The sequence below is a fragment of the Anabaenopsis sp. NIES-4685 genome (assembly GCF_059725405.1).
This window is the reverse complement of the sequence record NZ_AP043602.1, coordinates 3,189,447-3,206,372: the sequence shown is the minus strand read 5'-3', so window position 1 is coordinate 3,206,372 and position 16,926 is coordinate 3,189,447. Positions and strand designations below refer to the sequence as shown.

Below are 16,926 nucleotides of genomic sequence, written 5' to 3'. Positions count from 1 at the left end.
TGTTATTTCCTCCTAACTCTGACTAGATTAGTTGGGCTAGTTTTTAGCATTTTCCAAAGCAAGAAATGAACCACCCCTAAAAAGATAATTAAAATGCCGTAAAACCTAATTATAAGCGAACCGGCTTGTGCCGAAGCTAAACCTGAATTCGTATGGACAAGAAACTCAGCAATGCTGACCTCAGAAATGCCAATAGCACCAGGAAAAAGACTGAGAATATTAATAATCGTAATAATGGACATAAGAGCCATAGATTTCTGGAATCCCAGATCAATAGAAATACTATAAAGGCAAATCTGCCAACCAATGGCTACCACTGACCAACTGCAAAAAGTTAATAACAAAACTGGCCAAAGTGACTGGATATTACTGGTATAGGCTCTTAAGTTAGCAAGAAATTCACCAATTTTGCCTTTGACCTTCATTTTGTTAACGGTAGAGACACTCAAGATCAGTATTAGTATAAATATCACCCAAGCCGCAATAATAGTTGAATGGCTTATGCCGAAATCAAAGCTAGTTAACGTAAATAGAGCCGCCTGAGAAATAAGTACGAATAAATCGAGGATACGTTCTACTAAGAAAGAACTATACCCAGAAAACCTCTCAATTAGTCCTCTGCTTTTCAATAATTCTACTTTTAGCATTTCTCCTGATTGGAGTGGGGTAACAATCGTGAGAGTCATGGCACAAACATTGCACAGATAAAGCTCGACAAAATTAATATGAACATTCAGATTATTGAGAAGAATAAACCAACGCCAAGTCCGCAGTAGCCAGTAGATTAAAATCGACAGAGGGACTGCTCCTAGTAACCAGAACAACTTTGCATTTTTTAAAATTTTAATGATCTCTAACCATTGAAACCTTGTCAAAATGTAACGAAAGCAGAGACTTAAAATGATGCCGCTAATCAGGAGCATGAGATGTTTACGATTTATAAATCTCTTCATATTGCCCCCAGTTGCAAACGCTGTTTTAATTCTCTAACTTTTAGTTCTAGATCCTCACGGTCTTTTCCGAAAACAAAAGCTTCACCCACTCTATGTCTCCCATTAATAAAGGGAAAAACTGGGGTTTCAATATCCATATCAATTGATAATGATTCAACCCAAGGTTCTCTTTTAAGTCTTTCTAATTCAGCTTGATTATAAGACAGGTATCCTTTTTTTTCACTCCCAACAATACTACAGCAGTCGGTCTTATACTCGTTATCGTCGGCAGAGAAACTGGGTCACCACACGCTTGTTTAATGCTATATTCAATCAGACTAAAATCGGCAGCTTTTTGCAGCAAATTAGCAATAGAATTACCTCCCATTCTTGGCGTTAATTCTAGGATATAAATTTCCTCTTCAGTGGCTACAAAATCACAATCGAATGGTCCATCACTAACCTCCAAAAGATTCCAGATTTCTTCGAGAAGTAAAAAGAGTTTCTCCTGTAATTGAGGGGACAAGATTGAAGGGACGTGATGACCGCAAGTGACGACATAGGGAGGATTGACCGTTTGGCGATCCAAAACAAAAGTTAAGGCTAACTGACCTTGTTTTAGCACCCCTTCGCACGTCCCTTGAAAACCGGACAGAAATTTCTCTAAGATGCCTTTACCTGTGGGACTAAAGCTAAGAGTTTCTGGAATATATTGAAAGAATTCCTCTGAGGAACTTACCATGAAGATTCCCTTACTGCCAGACGAGCGATCGGGCTTGAGAATCCAGGGATGCTGAAATAGAGCTTCATCAGGTTTAGAGTCATGGGTCACAGGATAACTGTGCGGACTGGGAAAGCCTTGCCCTCGCATAAACTCACGAAAAGCTATCTTATCACAGACAATGTTAGCACATTCAGGTGGGACTCCCGGAAGCCCCAGTTGTTTAGCGACATAAGCAGCGGTTGGGACAGCCACATCCGTACAAGCGGCAATAATACCGTCAATCCTTTCTTGAAGTGCAAGGTTCAGGATTGCTTGCTGGTCAGTCGTATCAATTCTATAACTTTTATCTGCCAGGACGTGACCAGGATTTTCTGCAACATTATCAGTCGTAATGACCCGATACCCCAGACGCTTGGCAGTGAGGATGGTTGGAATTTGGTATTGGGAAGCGGCTAGCACTAACAGAGTTTTTTTACTCATCTAGTTCTCTAATGGTATAGGGCCGTTTTATACCTGTGAGTTGTTGACTTATCCGAGAAAGATAAACCCCAAAGCTGACCAGACATAACAGAATAAATCCATTGAAGAAGGAGACAATAACTACTGTACTAGCCCAACCTGGAACAGATGCGCCATAGAGCAGCACCTTCCCAAGTGTCCAGACAGCAAGAATAACTGAAAAAAGAAAAGCTATGAAACACAATAGAACAACCAAGTAAAGCGGATAAGACGAGTAACTAAAGATTAGGTTCGCCGCCAGACGAAAACTGCGTTTTAAGTTATAGTTCGATTTACCAAAAGGTCTCGGATCGTGCCTGACTACTACATTAGTGTAACGAGATGCGTTGACTAGCATCATGGCAGTGATGTAGGGAAAGACACCCCCCATCTGACAAACATTATCCACAACGGGGCGTGTTGTGGCACGAAAACTGGTAAGTTGGAAATTAGAGGGCAGTCCGAAGATTTTTATGATCATCCAATCAATTAATTGACCACTGGGTTGTCGAATACGAGAATGTTTTTTCGAGTCGTAAGCACCGATAACCAGATCGAAGCCTTGGTGTATTGATTCCACGAGCTTGGGGATTTCATCAGGGGGATGCTGTAAATCGTCATCCATAGTAATAACAATCTCACCAGTAGATAAAGATAGCCCACAGAGAATGGCGTTATGTTGGCCAACATTAACGAGAAGTCTGGCAAGCTTCAGGGATTTACCATAGTGTTGCTTGAGAGTCTTTAAAACTAACCAGGAATCATCCGGACTACAGTCATCCACAAGAATAATTTCATAGTCATCCTCCATTTGTTTAAGTACTTGATGCAATTGATTTATCAAAATCTCCAGAGATTGCGAGGCTCCGTATACGGGAATTACAACTGAAATTAGGGGCATAAGTGGTTGTGTAAAATAAACTTGGGTTGAAAATATACGATGTGTATTCCTTGAAATGTCTATCATTACGTTTTTTCCTTAACCCATATACCACATCACAATCACCTATTAAAATCTGAGGCAAAAGTACAAGTATGTTATCTACGGGATCTTGCTGATCTACATTAATCATACAAATTAAATCACCTTTGGCAAAGGTATAACCAGCAGAAACCGCTATATGTTGACCAAACTTACGACCTAAGGCAACCATTTTGACTTTGACATTTTGCTCCCCTATTTTTTTTATTTCTTTCTCATCTTTAATGCCACTGCCATCTACAAGAAAGATAATCTCCATCAAAACGACTTCTGGAGGTAACTTCAAAGTGAGAACTGATTTAACAAAATCATAAGCAAGATAGCTATTCCTATGTGCTTGGTTTAATTTAAATTGTCGCGTGGCGCGGCTCCCCCCGCTCCCTATTTGTGCCAGTTGCGTAAGTCCTGTGAAATTATGAAATCAATTCGATATTACTTAACTCCACAATAATATCCCAAGAGCGATCGCCCCCACAATCCTCAACTAAAATGATTTCAAAATCCTGTGTAATCTCAGACAAGGAAACCTTAAGCCTTTCATAGAGAACATCAAGGCTTTTTTCTGCTTTATATACAGGGATGACAACGGATATATGAGACATTTGATGATGGTTGAAGTAAATGCAATTCTAGACTTGAGTCATCCCCCAGAGAATTTACTTCTGGTCGAACCCCTGACAAGAATATAGTTGAATTTGTTTCCTGGTCACATTCAACACTTTGTCAAAACCTAATTTAGTGGACTTGGCGCAGATATCTTCCTGAGAAATTGGACGATTCCAAGACTCTGAACTATAGTCCTTCATACCAAAATCCTTAGTTAAATTACAGTTACTATTCTCACCTCTGACTCCATTCAGCAGGGGTAATCCGGTCATTGCAGGAACTACAAAAGATTTATCCCAACAACTTCTTGCACCACGGGGTTGCCAAAAGAATGGAAAGTCATGTGAAATATGAATAGCTAAGTTTTTGTCACCTGGTTCTAATTTCTTTGATTGAATTAATTGAGCAAGTCCGGTTTGGATGTAACCCAACTCTGTCTTGGTGTTGTAGATTTCCCAGTTAATACTGGGAGGAAAAAGTAACAAACCTAACTGACGTTGGAGTTTACTTAAACCTTTCAAATTAGTTAATGACTCTGAATCAGTTGATGAATTGGACTGAGCAGAAAACACATCTAGAGCAGTTACCAACTCACTAGCAAACCCGAACGCCCTATCCTTGTAGCTACCACGATAGACAATTCCCGTTCCACTGGACAATGAAAAAATTAAAACTAAGGCTATAAGTCCCCAACGAGTAGTTGGAGACAAGGGTTTGGTTTCATGGTCTAGGGGATCTACAATGAATAGAAAACCAGTTTTGCGGTTGACTGACCAATAGTCAGCTACAGCAGCCAAGGTAAACAATAAGGTGACTAAGAGCGCTGGGTGCATAAAATGATATGCCGCGGTTCCGCCCATATCCAGTAAAGCTCCTGGTAGTTGAGATGCTAAAAATAGCACTGTGAGGATGATCACCTGCGATCGCCCCAGGAATTTTTCTTGATTCCTCTGCAACCAGGAAAATAGGACAATTAACGCTAAAAATACGATATTTGGCCAAATAAAATGAATTGTGTAGATGCGTGCAAAGTGAAAGGGATAGAAAATGTTAGTAAGATTTCCCCCACTAAAGCTAAAGGCTAAAGCTAAACATCCCACAAAAAAAGCGATCGCTAAAGCTAATAACAGTCCTACATATCGCCAATTCAGTTGATTTTTGTGCCAAATTTTAGGGATAAACCCACAGAGGATGAGAAACAAAGCCAGTATCACCCCGGTAGAAATCTTTGCAGCGCCACAAGCTAGGACTGCTACCACGGACAATGTTAGGGGTAAAGGGTCAACTGTGAACCAGCGATTACTTTCCCTAGCTTTGAACAACCATCTTTGCCCTACTGGTACCATGGCTATAAATATAGGAAGGCCAAAATTATAGGATTCACCGCCTAAAGCAGTCCAGATGCGAGTTCCGAACAACCATAAACCTAAAAAAGTAAACCCACAAGCCACTAGTGTAGAAAGTGGAGTTGATAGCAAACACATGAAGGCTAAAACTGTAGCAAAGAAAACCGCCGGTAGAAAAGCAACTTGTTGGCAAATACCTAATAGTAGAGGTACTTGTCCGCCTAAAATGTTGAAATTTGCCGCCACCCAACGATGTACGGCAACATGATAGCTTAAAGGTTGTACACCATCTAATCCTGTTGATGGTGTATTAAACTTAGCGATCATCTGCACAATAGCAGAATGAAACAGGGTATCTGGGTGAACAGTATTAGTATAAGCAGTGAGGTCTGCGAATATATTGGCATAACCATGACCATTGACCACAAAAAAATAAAATACCGCGAGAATCATTCCCGCCCCTGAAAGTTGCAGGGCTTTAATCACCGGTCGGTCTTGTTGGGATAAATATGTAAAGATAGTGGCGCTAATACCGAATATACCCAGAGGAATTAAACTCCATCCCCCTAGGAGCGTTACTAGAAATGGTAATCCCATAAACACCAGGGAACCTATTGGTAATATCCAGATGACATGGGAAACATATCGCCAAGCTAAAGCAACGCCACCAAATAATACACTGGGATAAACAAAGATACCCCACACCTGGCGAGTGATGGTAGGGTCCCAGGTGCGGAAGTGTAAAAATAATAGTGCGGTTACCAGAATATAAATAGTAAATAGCAAAGCTACTTCGCTAACTATTTTACTTTTGACGGCAAAATGTTCTACTCTAGGTTCGGACTGTGACATAGATGCTTATTTACCTGCGTACCATATGATTTTACATTATTAATGTATAATTCATGCAGTTGTATAATAAATTATTATAGTCAGCGAAGAATTTATCAGGAATAAATTCGGTGTAAAATTTGCTGAAATACCATCGCAGCCCAGTCTACATCATCTGGGGTAGTTTCACGCCCAAGGGTGAAACGTACCCCTCCTAAAGCTGCTGACTCTGAATAACCCATTGCTAAGAGTATGGGACTGGGACTAAGTTTACCACTATGACAGGCAGAACCAGCACTAATACCAATACCAGCCAGATTCATTTGTCTAACTAGGGCTTTACCACTGATTTTTTTACCATCAGCATCTTTTATACACAAACTCACATGGTGAGGTAACCGATTGACTAAATCACCCGTGGGGACTAAACCGGGAATATCTGCTAATTGAGCAAATAGGCGATCGCGCAACTTAATTAACCGGGGTGTTTCTCTGGGTAATTCTACCGCTGCTAATTGTGCCGCAATTCCAAAACCCGCAATGGCGGGGACAGCTTGAGTACCGGAGCGTAAACCCATTTCTTGACCCCCACCACACAGTAGGGGAACTAATTCTATACCTGGACGCACATAGAGCGCCCCCGCTCCTTGGGGTCCATATATTTTATGACTAGAAATACTCAGTAAATCTATTGATAATTCTTGGACATTTATGGGTAAACGTCCCGCCGCTTGTACCGCGTCAGTGTGAAATAAAACCCCGTGTTCCCGCGTAATCTTTGCTAATTCTGCAATGGGTTGGACTGTACCAATCTCACTTTGTCCATAAATTACAGAGACTAAAACAGTATTGTCTTGTAATGCTGCTTGTAACTCTTGGGGGTTAACTCTCCCCTTGCAATCTACACCCAAGCGGGTTACCTCCCAACCCCATTTTTCTAATAACCGCGCAGGTTCAGAAATAGCGGAATGTTCCACCTGAGAAATAATTATATGTTGGGGTAGATTATATAATCTGGCAATGCCAATGATAGCCAAATTATTGGACTCAGTACCACCAGCAGTAAAAACTATGGATTCTGGCGCACCATGAATTAATTCTGCGACTTGGATTCTTGCCTGTTCCACAATTGTAGCCGCCCGTTGTCCCCACTCATGTAAACTAGAAGGATTACCCCACTGTTGATTGAGGACTGCTTGCATCGCAGCCATGGCTTCTGGGCGAGTGGGAGTGGTGGCGCTGTAATCTAAATATATTTGCATATTAATAAATAGATAGGAAATACGGCGCTATGCGTCTGCTTCTCAAGGGTTTTCGGCATGATTGTTATAATGTGGCGTTAGAGGATGTCTGATAAGTTTTATAAGGTGATTTTAGACACTTCTTGATCCCCCCTAACCCCCCTTAAAAAGGGGGGAACTAGAGTCAAAGTCCCCCTTCTCAAGGGGGATTTAGGGGGATCTAAAAATATTAGATACACCATGAGGGACTTTCCAAACATCCTCTGAGGGAAGTCGAAGGAATATTAGGGGGAGGAAGTGAGGTTAAGAGAACCGCAAGAGATTTTAGAGATTATTGGGGGGATCGTGGTTTCGACTTCGCTCAACCACCGAAATCAATACAGACCACATATCGATTAAATCCAGTCCCCTCCCCTTACAAGGGGAGGGTTAGGGTGGGGTAAAACAATATTTGATACACTAATCATGACTTGACAAACATCCTCTTAGCCATAATTTTACCATATTGATTGTTGGTTTTTTCCCAATCCACTGTTAGTGAACTACCGTGCTGATTTTCCCACCACGAAAATACATCCTGATCTTTTTGCTGGTTTTGATGATCACGGCTTGTCAAAAACTACCAGATAAAACTCAGCTTTTACCAGCCCTACCACAGGACCCATTAGTTAAAGTTTACTTTAACCATTCCCCATCAGCAAAATATCCAGAACCCTATCGCCTACAAACTCGCCTGGGAGATAACCTAGAACAACAGATTATTGATACCATTTCTAGAGCCACATCTACAGTAGATGTAGCCATTCAAGAATTACGCCTACCGAAAATTGCCCAAGCATTAGTAGCAAGGCAAAAAGCCGGTGTACGGGTGCGGGTAATTTTAGAAAATAATTACAGTCGTCCTTGGAGTAGTTTAACACCGGCGGAGGTGCGGAAGTTAAGCCCCAGAGAACAAGCTCGTTATCAAGAATTTTATGATTTTGTAGACCAAAACCGAGATCATCGCCTCAGTGAGGAAGAAATTAATCAACGAGATGGGTTAATAATTTTACAAAATGCCCAAATTCCCTGGATAGATGACCGTGCTGATGGTTCTGCTGGGAGTAATTTGATGCATCATAAATTCTTGGTGGTAGATAATCGTTGGGTAATTGCCACCTCAGCAAATTTTACCCTCAGTGATATCCACGGTCAATATAACAACCCTAGCAGCTTAGGCAATGCTAATAATCTGTTACATATTGACAGTCCGGAATTAGCCAGTTTATTTACTCAAGAGTTTAACATTATGTGGGGGGATCTCGTTCGGGAAGCCAGATAGTAGATTTGGCTTGGGTAAACCCAGGCGATCGCCCCAAACTATTCAATTAGGTGAAACTGAAATTACTGTACATTTTTCCCCCACTTCCCGCGGCCAACCTTGGGACAAATCTAGTAATGGTTTAATTGGTCAAAACTTAGCTGAGTCTACCAAATCCATTGATATGGCCTTGTTTGTGTTTTCCGAACAGCGTCTGTCACCGATTCTAGAAACCCGTCACCTGCAAAATGTGACTATCCGCGCTTTGGTAGATTCAGACTTTGCCTATCGTCACTATAGCGAAGCTTTAGACATGATGGGGGCGGCGCTGAGTTATAATTGTCAATACGAAATTGATAATCATCCTTGGCAAACCCCCCTGACTACTGTTGGTGTTCCCACTTTAGCTCCGGGGGATTTATTACATCATAAATTTGCCGTAATTGACCAAGAAACAGTAATTACAGGTTCTCACAACTGGTCACAGTCCGCCAATTATGGTAACGATGAGTCAGTATTAATAGTTAAAAGTCCTACCATTGCTGCCCATTACGACCGGGAATTTACGCGGCTTTATGGGGGTGCGATATTGGGTATACCTCCATTAGTTCAGCAAAAAATCGCCGCACAAGCAGAAGAATGTCCCCAGATAATTACCCGCAAGTCCAGGGATAATCAGGAACTAACCAGGGTAAACATTAATACAGCTACTATAGAAGAACTAGTAACTCTTCCGGGGATAGGTGAGCGATTAGCGCAAAGAATCATTACTGCTCGTGAGGCGCAAAAATTTAGATCTAGAGAAGATTTAGCCAGAGTCTCAGGCATTAGCAGTAAAATGGTCAACAATTGGGGCGATCGCCTGAGTTGGTGACCATGGGTAAATAATGTTTTGGTTGATATAGCAGTAACCACAAGTGTTAGGACATTTCCCTGCTTGTTGTTCCCCATTCGCTGTTCCCTGTTCCCTGTTCCCTGTTCCCTTAAAACCACAATTATGATGTCCTAACGTGTATGCGTAGTGCTATAACAATTTACCTTGCGCCCCAACATCCAGTAATTGATCCCTTTTTTAAGGAATTACTAAGGTAGTTGTGTCCCCCTGCGGTGCTAGAGTGTAAGATGACATTGCATCATCTCAAGTCTTCTAAGACCCTACCTGAAATATAGTTTCAATTATTAGGTTCCCCATGGTCACCACAGCAGAAAAAACAAATATTGGCTACATTACCCAAATTATTGGCCCAGTTGTAGACGTTAAATTTCCCGGTGGAAAATTACCCAGCATCTACAACGCTTTGAAGATCACAGCCACCAACGAAGCAGGACAGGAAATCAACCTCACAGTTGAAGTACAACAGCTTCTAGGGGACAACCAAGTGCGATCCGTGGCGATGAGCTCCACTGAAGGCTTAGTGCGGGGTCTTGAAGTTGTTGATACAGGCGCTCCCATCAGCGTTCCAGTTGGGAAAGTTACCTTGGGACGGATTTTCAACGTCCTGGGTGAACCTGTAGACAATCAAGGGCCTGTAAATGTTCAGGAAACCCTACCAATTCACCGCCCCTCTCCTCAATTCACTGAACTGGAAACCAAACCTTCAGTATTTGAAACTGGGATTAAAGTTGTTGACCTCCTCACCCCCTATCGCCGTGGGGGCAAAATTGGTCTGTTCGGTGGTGCAGGTGTTGGTAAAACCGTCATCATGATGGAATTAATTAACAACATCGCTACCCAGCACGGTGGCGTGTCTGTGTTCGCTGGTGTAGGTGAACGCACCCGCGAAGGTAATGACCTCTACAACGAAATGATCGAATCTGGAGTAATCAACAAAGATAACCTCAATGATTCTAAAATTGCTCTAGTTTATGGTCAGATGAACGAACCACCCGGAGCCAGAATGCGGGTTGGTCTGTCAGGTTTAACTATGGCTGAGTACTTCCGTGATGTGAGTAAGCAGGACGTACTACTGTTTATTGACAACATCTTCCGGTTTGTACAAGCAGGTTCGGAAGTGTCAGCGCTTCTGGGTCGGATGCCTTCCGCGGTAGGATATCAGCCTACCCTGGGAACTGATGTGGGTGCTTTACAAGAGCGGATTACCTCCACCACAGAAGGTTCTATTACCTCTATTCAAGCGGTGTATGTACCTGCGGATGACTTAACCGACCCCGCTCCCGCAACCACTTTTGCTCACTTGGATGGAACTACAGTACTATCTCGTGGTTTAGCAGCTAAGGGTATTTATCCGGCGGTTGACCCTCTGGGTTCTACTTCTACTATGTTACAGCCTGATATTGTTGGTGCTGAACACTACAATACCGCTCGTGCTGTACAAGCAACTTTACAACGTTACAAAGAACTTCAAGACATTATCGCCATTCTCGGTCTAGATGAATTGTCTGAAGAAGACCGTCTGATTGTAGCACGGGCGCGGAAGGTAGAGCGCTTCTTGTCTCAGCCTTTCTTTGTAGCTGAAGTATTTACCGGTTCTCCTGGTAAGTATGTGAAGTTGGAAGATACTATTAAGGGCTTCCAAATGATTTTGTCTGGCCAATTGGATGAATTACCAGAACAAGCTTTTTACTTGGTGGGCGATATTAACGAAGCGATCGCTAAGGCTGAAAAGCTCAAAGGTTAGTCATTAGTCATTAGTCATTAGTCATTAGTCGTAATCCTAATGGCTAGTGACAAATTAGGCAAAATTACAGACAAAGGACAAAGGACAAATGACTCTCACCGTTCGTGTAGTCGCACCAGATAAAACAGTCTGGGATGCTGTAGCTGAAGAGGTAGTTTTACCTAGTACTACCGGTCAGTTGGGTATCTTAACTGGACACGCCCCTATGTTGACAGCTCTGGATATAGGTGTAATGCGCGTCCGTGCTAGCAAAAATCAGGATTGGCAAGCCATCGCTCTTTTGGGTGGTTTTGCAGAAGTTGAAGAAGATGAAGTCACCATTCTGGTGAATGGTGCTGAACGTGGCGACAAGATTTCACTTGAAGATGCACGTACCGCTTTTAACCAAGCGCAAACCCGTCTAAATCAGGTGACACCAGGCGATCGCCAAGCACAAATCCAAGCCACCCAAGCTTTTAAACGCGCCCGCGCTCGTTTTCAAGCTGCTGGTGGTATGGTGTAATTTAATATTGGGGTCTATTGGCCTTCTCTGGGGTGGGTGGAAATGTCTCGTTGACCCCGCCCCTGGTTTTCAACGCCAAGTGTCGCCAAGTATCCGCAAAGGTACGCAAAGATTAAGTTATTTTTTTGGCATAATTTGCCAGCATTGTTGGGCGATCGCCCAGTCTTCTTGGGTTTTGATGACTAAGACCCTAATGGTTGAGTCTTCTGTGGCTATATCTTGATCAACAGGCTGCTGTTGATTTTTGGCGGGGTCAATTTTTAGTCCCAGAAATCCAAAGGCTTCACAGGCTGCTTGGCGAATTCCTGGGGATTTTTCCCCTACCCCGGCGGTGAATACTAAAGCATCTAATCCTTCTAGACTGGCTAGCATGGAACCGATACCAGACCTTAACCGGTGTACGTACATATCCCAAGCGAGTTGGGCGCGGTAATCTCCCTCGGCGATGGCTGCAATTACTTGGGGTAAGTCGCTGGATACTCCCGAAATTCCCCTTAAGCCAGAGGCTTTATTTAATACATAATCTAACCGCTCCGCTGAGTAATTTGATTGCCGCAATAAATGAATCAAAATCCCTGGGTCAATTGCACCGGAACGGCTCCCCATCATTAACCCGTCTAGGGGTGTAAAGCCCATAGTGGTGTCAATACTGCGACCGTTTTTGATTGCTGCTAGGGAACAGCCGTTACCTAAATGACAGGTAATTAATTTCAGGGATGCTAAATCTCGGTTGAGAATTTGGGCAGCACGCCCGGAGCAATATTGATGACTGATACCATGAAAACCGTAGCGGCGAATACCTTGCTCTACCCACTCATAGGGTCCGGGGTAAATGGCAGCAGCATCGGGGAGGGTGGCATGAAATCCGGTATCAAATACTGCCACTTGGGTGACATCCCCTAAGCTCTGTTCAATGGCTTCTATCCCTTCTAAGGCGGCTGGATTATGTGCTGGGGCTAGGCTGGATAAACTGGAGATTTTGCTTTTGACATCTTCGGTAATTATTACACTTTTTCTGTATTCCTGACCACCGTGGACTACACGATGCCCTACTACATTGATTTCTGAAAGCTGATCTATGACTTTAGTGGCTCCACGAGTCAGAGTGTAGAGGAGATATGCCACGTGCGCCCGTCGGGAATCACCATAAATAGATTCTTGTAATGTTTGACCCGTGGCTGTTTTGACTTCAATCTCTGCTACACCCCGGTCTCGGTCCAGTTGACTTTGCCTTCCCACAGGGGTTGGGGGGTTTGATTAGGCATAGTATGATCAGGGATTTCATACAAACAACTTTTTTGGCTGCTGGAGCCAGCATTTAAAACTAGTACTTTCATTACTTTTACCTAGTTGAGGTTTGTAACCGGTTAACTATATATTTGCCAATTTTCAGCTATTAAATAAAGTCATTACCCATAATTCACCAAAAGGCAAGAACATGAAAGGTTTCCAGAAATTATACTCAGTTGGGATTCTGATGTTTGCCTTCATCTATCCCTCAGCTATGGCTACAGCTGAAGATACTCATGTTAATCATGTTCTCCATCACCAAAATATCCCAATAGTGACAAGTTTACTGGAGAAAAATACTAACCCAGAAGTTTTACTAGCTCATAGATATAACAGAAGTCGTATTAGACGACACCACCATAACTATAGACCAAGACAGCACTATAGTGGGGCACGCTATCGTCATGGGCGTTGGCAGTTAGTTCGCGATCGCCATGGTAGATTAATCTATGACTGGCGCAGATATTAAGGTACTGTCAACAAAGGGTGAGGAGATACTCACCCTTTCTAGTATTAGCGGTTAGCTATTACTTCTTTTTCCAGGCGCTCTAGGCGTTGTGCTAATAGTTCTTCTAGAGAAATCAAAGCTTTGGTAAAGCCATCAATACCTTCTGCTAGTTTATCCGATGCCATACGGTCAGCCTTGTGCATCTTCTCAAAAGTTGCCTTGTCAATAGACATCTTTTCGATTTCCATGGTTGCTACCCGAGCCGGATCAAGTTTCCGTGGTAGTTCCCCAATGGTGGCTTGCAATTCCGCCAACAGTGATGGGGAAATGGTCAGCAAATCACAACCGGCTAATTCTGTGATTTCGCCAATGTTACGGAAGCTAGCCCCCATAACTTCGGTTTTGTAACCAAACTTTTTGTAGTAGTTGTAGATTGTGGTTACAGATAATACCCCTGGGTCTTCCGCGGATGGGTAACTATCTCTGCCAGTATCTTTTTTGTACCAGTCGAGAATGCGACCCACGAAAGGAGAAATTAAGGTAACACCGGCTTCGGCACAGGCGATCGCTTGATGCAGACCAAACAATAGAGTTAAATTACAATGAATACCTTCTTTCTCTAAAATTTCCGCAGCGCGAATCCCTTCCCAAGTCGAGGCAATTTTAATTAGTACCCGTGAGCGGTCAATCCCAGCCGCCTTATATTGGGCAATTAATTCTCTGGCTTTGGTAACGGTAGCTTCAGTATCAAAAGACAAGCGAGCATCTACCTCTGTAGAAACCCGACCCGGAATAATTTGTAGAATCTTTAACCCAAAAGACACTGCTAAACGGTCAAAGGCCAGAGTCACAATATCCCCTTGGCTAGCAGCCGCACCGGCATCTTTTTTAGCTTGGAGCAAAGTTTGATCAACAATTTCCTGATATTCTGGCATTTGTGCTGCGGCTGTAATCAGGGAAGGATTAGTAGTAGCATCTTGGGGTGTAAACTTCTCAATGGCTTTAATGTCCCCTGTATCTGCAACCACAACCGTCATTTGACGTAATTGTTCTAGTAAACTTTTAGACATATTTCTCTCCATGAGTTGTGCTAGTTTAGGACTTTCTTGATTCCCTTGTTCGGTGCCCCATCCTTTTACTGACAATTACTAACTAGGCAATTTTACTGAAATTTTGCCTGATTTACTGGCAGTTTTGTGCCTCAGCCCTATTCTAAGTGCTTTCTACCCAAATTGGCTGTCCAATAGAATGCACTTTAATTAAACTTGTTGTTCTTAGCTGACTAATTCACAAACCAGAAGTAATTTATTCTTTCTGTGACATGGACAACATTAAATCCACCACGCGATTTGAGTAACCCCACTCGTTGTCATACCAAGCAACCACTTTAAAGAAATGGGAATTTAATTCAATCCCCGCGCCAGCATCAAAAATACTCGAATGGCTATCACCTTGAAAATCAGTCGAAACTACTTCTTCATCAGTATATCCCAATATACCATTTAATTCACCCCCGGCAGCGCGCTCCATTGCCGTGCAGATATCTTGGTAACTCGTAGCTTGGGCAGTTTTAAAAGTTAAATCAACCACAGAAACATCGGGAGTCGGAACCCGGAAAGCCATACCAGTTAACTTACCTTTTAGTTCTGGCAAAACCAAGGCCACTGCTTTAGCAGCACCGGTGGAGGAGGGGATAATATTTTGTGCCGCACCGCGACCACCCCGCCAGTCTTTTTTGCTCGGCCCATCTACAGTGGGTTGAGTTGCGGTCATCGCGTGAACCGTGGTCATCAACCCTTCCGTCAGTCCAAAATTATCATTGATGACTTTAGCTATGGGAGCTAGGCAGTTGGTGGTACAACTGGCGTTAGAGACAATTAAATCTTTAGCTGGGTCAAATAAGTGATGATTTACACCCATTAACAGTGTCTTCACTCTCTCTGGATCTTTCGTGGGAGCAGAAATCACCACTCGCTTGGCACCAGCTTGTAAGTGTTTACTGGCGCTTTCGTAATCGCTGAACAGTCCAGTGGATTCTACAATATAATCTGCTCCCAATTTGCCCCAAGGTAATTCAGCCGGATTCCTCACGGACATACAAGGGATAAAATGCCCATCAATCAAGATACCGTCTTCTTTGGCCTCAATTTTACTGTTTAACTTGCCATGGGTGGAGTCGTATTTCAGCAGATAAGCCAGGTTGTCTGGTGGTACTAGGTCATTAATGCCCACAAACTCAAGACTGGGATGATTCAAACCGGCGCGTAATACTAGTCTTCCAATCCGACCAAAGCCGTTGATGCCAACTTTTAACTTAGTCAAGATTAAACCTCCTGTGGGACTTTTACTGTTTACCTTATGATCCTGACAGTCTTCACTAGTTAAGCTATATTTACTTGGCATCTTTTAAGGTTTTCACCTTCTGGCTAGTTCTTCAGCCTATGGGACAAAACTCAATTGCGCCTGAATGGTCATACCATTCAGGCGGTGCTGGCAAATCTCAATTAGTGTTTCGTACACAATCAAAAATACACTTAGCTGATCCCTAAGTCTTGTTTACTACTTTTTAACTGTTTCCAAAGAATCTGAATTTGCTTGTACGCTTCCTGTGGGGACAGCTTACCACCAGTTTGTAAACTACAAATGTAGTTGACTCGTTGAGAAAAGTCTTGCAGTTTAGCATTAAAAACCAAATGCTCTGGTTTAAACTCCCCGGAATATGGACTGCGAGGATAAAGAAAATCACTTAATTCACAGAGGATATCTGTTTGCGGATTCATAGATGTTAAGATTTATAGTCTTTTTTCATCGGCTTTTGATGCACATGACTGTATGCAATATATGGGGTGCGATCGCCTGTTATGATCTGCCCAAAAATTCAGAATTTGCTCACCCACCTGTTGAGGATGAAAGTAGTGAAAGAAATGATACCCTTGGGGAAATTCCCACAGTCTATCTTCTGGTTTGAACCAATTGCGCCAGTCATGTAATGCCGGTGGATTGACTACACAATCAGTCTTGCTACCGCATACCATCATGGGCATAGCAACCCCTCCCTTGGGTAAATATACCAACTTAAACAGAGAATGGGGCGACGGTGATTGCTCTAAGTCTTTATCTAAGGCAGCGATTAACTTCTTTGTGGTATGACCAGGTTGTTTGCCAAACAGGCTACGAACAATATTTACCAGAACTTGCTCCCGGCTAATGCTGAACAACTGTCGTTGAAAGTAATAATGGGCGTGCCAAGTATTAGCAGGTTGAGATGCTACAGCTAAGAGCGTTAGCGATCGCACTTTTTCGGGGTAGCGACGAGCATAACTTAAGGCGATCGCACCACTGATACCATGACCAGCTAAATGGACTGTATCAGGGCAAGAATCTAAAAAATTACCCAGCAACAGCACAGCTTCATCCACAGAACTGGCTTCATCTCGTGTTTGTTGATATTCCCACTGAGCAATATTCAGATACCTAGACAGGTATTGAAGTAATGGTTGATCAAAACGCTTCAACGCTGAACTACTATTTAACCAAACAACATCCAATAAGTCAGACATAAATAGCCGTAATTGTACTTTGTAAGA

Annotated in this window: 15 protein-coding genes and 2 pseudogenes; 4 read left to right on the top strand and 13 right to left on the bottom strand. The window is 42.8% G+C overall.

Annotation, left to right across the window (positions count from 1 at the left end; all coding sequences use genetic code 11):
- Window positions 1–2: 2 nt before the first annotated feature.
- The 8 genes from AC6IZ0_RS13830 to AC6IZ0_RS13795 form a co-directional block, all read right to left on the bottom strand.
- Entirely contained in the window at window positions 3–923 is a 921-nt protein-coding gene (locus tag AC6IZ0_RS13830; RefSeq protein WP_497723439.1) for a lysylphosphatidylglycerol synthase transmembrane domain-containing protein, read from the bottom strand.
- 26 nt (window positions 924–949) lie between these two features.
- The gene (locus tag AC6IZ0_RS13825) at window positions 950–1,090 is read right to left on the bottom strand and encodes a hypothetical protein (protein ID WP_497723437.1); all 141 of its coding nucleotides are present in this window, start codon (window positions 1,088–1,090) and stop codon (window positions 950–952) included.
- Between the two features lie 44 nt (window positions 1,091–1,134).
- Window positions 1,135–2,136, bottom strand: a complete 1,002-nt coding sequence (locus tag AC6IZ0_RS13820) for an ATP-grasp domain-containing protein (protein ID WP_497723436.1) — start codon at window positions 2,134–2,136, stop codon at window positions 1,135–1,137.
- Window positions 2,129–3,055, bottom strand: coding sequence for a glycosyltransferase family 2 protein (locus tag AC6IZ0_RS13815; protein ID WP_497723435.1), 927 nt, complete (start codon window positions 3,053–3,055; stop codon window positions 2,129–2,131). Before AC6IZ0_RS13815 ends, AC6IZ0_RS13820 begins: the two co-directional genes overlap by 8 nt.
- The gene (locus AC6IZ0_RS13810) at window positions 2,970–3,422 is read right to left on the bottom strand and encodes a glycosyltransferase (protein WP_497723434.1); all 453 of its coding nucleotides are present in this window, start codon (window positions 3,420–3,422) and stop codon (window positions 2,970–2,972) included. Before AC6IZ0_RS13810 ends, AC6IZ0_RS13815 begins: the two co-directional genes overlap by 86 nt.
- Window positions 3,423–3,549: 127 nt before the next feature.
- Window positions 3,550–3,738: a glycosyltransferase gene (locus AC6IZ0_RS13805; protein ID WP_497723433.1), complete on the bottom strand. Its 189-nt coding sequence runs from the start codon at window positions 3,736–3,738 to the stop codon at window positions 3,550–3,552.
- Window positions 3,739–3,792: 54 nt separating this feature from the next.
- Window positions 3,793–5,940: a hypothetical protein gene (locus AC6IZ0_RS13800; RefSeq protein WP_497723431.1), complete on the bottom strand. Its 2,148-nt coding sequence runs from the start codon at window positions 5,938–5,940 to the stop codon at window positions 3,793–3,795.
- A gap of 95 nt (window positions 5,941–6,035) precedes the next feature.
- The gene (locus tag AC6IZ0_RS13795) at window positions 6,036–7,181 is read right to left on the bottom strand and encodes a cysteine desulfurase family protein (RefSeq protein WP_497723430.1); all 1,146 of its coding nucleotides are present in this window, start codon (window positions 7,179–7,181) and stop codon (window positions 6,036–6,038) included.
- 526 nt (window positions 7,182–7,707) lie between these two features.
- Here AC6IZ0_RS13795 and AC6IZ0_RS13790 point away from each other — a divergent pair.
- The 3 genes and pseudogenes from AC6IZ0_RS13790 to atpC all read left to right on the top strand — a co-directional run bounded on the left by AC6IZ0_RS13790 (window position 7,708) and on the right by atpC (window position 11,601).
- Window positions 7,708–9,334: pseudogene (locus AC6IZ0_RS13790) on the top strand (phospholipase D-like domain-containing protein).
- A 316-nt stretch (window positions 9,335–9,650) separates the two neighbouring features.
- Complete coding sequence (atpD, locus tag AC6IZ0_RS13785; protein WP_271734842.1) at window positions 9,651–11,099, top strand: F0F1 ATP synthase subunit beta; 1,449 nt, start codon at window positions 9,651–9,653, stop codon at window positions 11,097–11,099.
- An 88-nt stretch (window positions 11,100–11,187) separates the two neighbouring features.
- On the top strand, window positions 11,188–11,601 hold the full coding sequence (atpC, locus tag AC6IZ0_RS13780) for an ATP synthase F1 subunit epsilon (RefSeq protein ID WP_271734843.1): 414 nt from the start codon (window positions 11,188–11,190) through the stop codon (window positions 11,599–11,601).
- Window positions 11,602–11,718: 117 nt separating this feature from the next.
- Here the strand turns inward: atpC and AC6IZ0_RS13775 are convergent.
- Window positions 11,719–12,938: pseudogene (locus AC6IZ0_RS13775) on the bottom strand (acetate kinase).
- 167 nt (window positions 12,939–13,105) lie between these two features.
- Here AC6IZ0_RS13775 and AC6IZ0_RS13770 point away from each other — a divergent pair.
- Window positions 13,106–13,360: a hypothetical protein gene (locus AC6IZ0_RS13770; RefSeq protein ID WP_497723429.1), complete on the top strand. Its 255-nt coding sequence runs from the start codon at window positions 13,106–13,108 to the stop codon at window positions 13,358–13,360.
- A gap of 44 nt (window positions 13,361–13,404) precedes the next feature.
- Here AC6IZ0_RS13770 and AC6IZ0_RS13765 read toward each other — a convergent pair whose 3' ends face one another.
- The 4 genes from AC6IZ0_RS13765 to AC6IZ0_RS13750 all read right to left on the bottom strand — a co-directional run bounded on the left by AC6IZ0_RS13765 (window position 13,405) and on the right by AC6IZ0_RS13750 (window position 16,899).
- Window positions 13,405–14,409, bottom strand: a complete 1,005-nt coding sequence (locus AC6IZ0_RS13765; RefSeq protein WP_497723428.1) for a transaldolase — start codon at window positions 14,407–14,409, stop codon at window positions 13,405–13,407.
- Window positions 14,410–14,644: 235 nt separating this feature from the next.
- Window positions 14,645–15,661 carry a type I glyceraldehyde-3-phosphate dehydrogenase gene (gene gap / locus AC6IZ0_RS13760; protein ID WP_271734848.1) on the bottom strand — a complete coding sequence of 339 codons (1,017 nt, stop codon included), beginning with the start codon at window positions 15,659–15,661 and terminating at the stop codon, window positions 14,645–14,647.
- A gap of 212 nt (window positions 15,662–15,873) precedes the next feature.
- Complete coding sequence (locus AC6IZ0_RS13755) at window positions 15,874–16,119, bottom strand: DUF7219 family protein (protein ID WP_271734849.1); 246 nt, start codon at window positions 16,117–16,119, stop codon at window positions 15,874–15,876.
- A 12-nt stretch (window positions 16,120–16,131) separates the two neighbouring features.
- A complete protein-coding gene (locus AC6IZ0_RS13750; RefSeq protein WP_497723427.1) occupies window positions 16,132–16,899 on the bottom strand; it encodes an alpha/beta fold hydrolase in 768 nt (255 codons plus the stop codon).
- Window positions 16,900–16,926 lie beyond the last annotated feature (27 nt).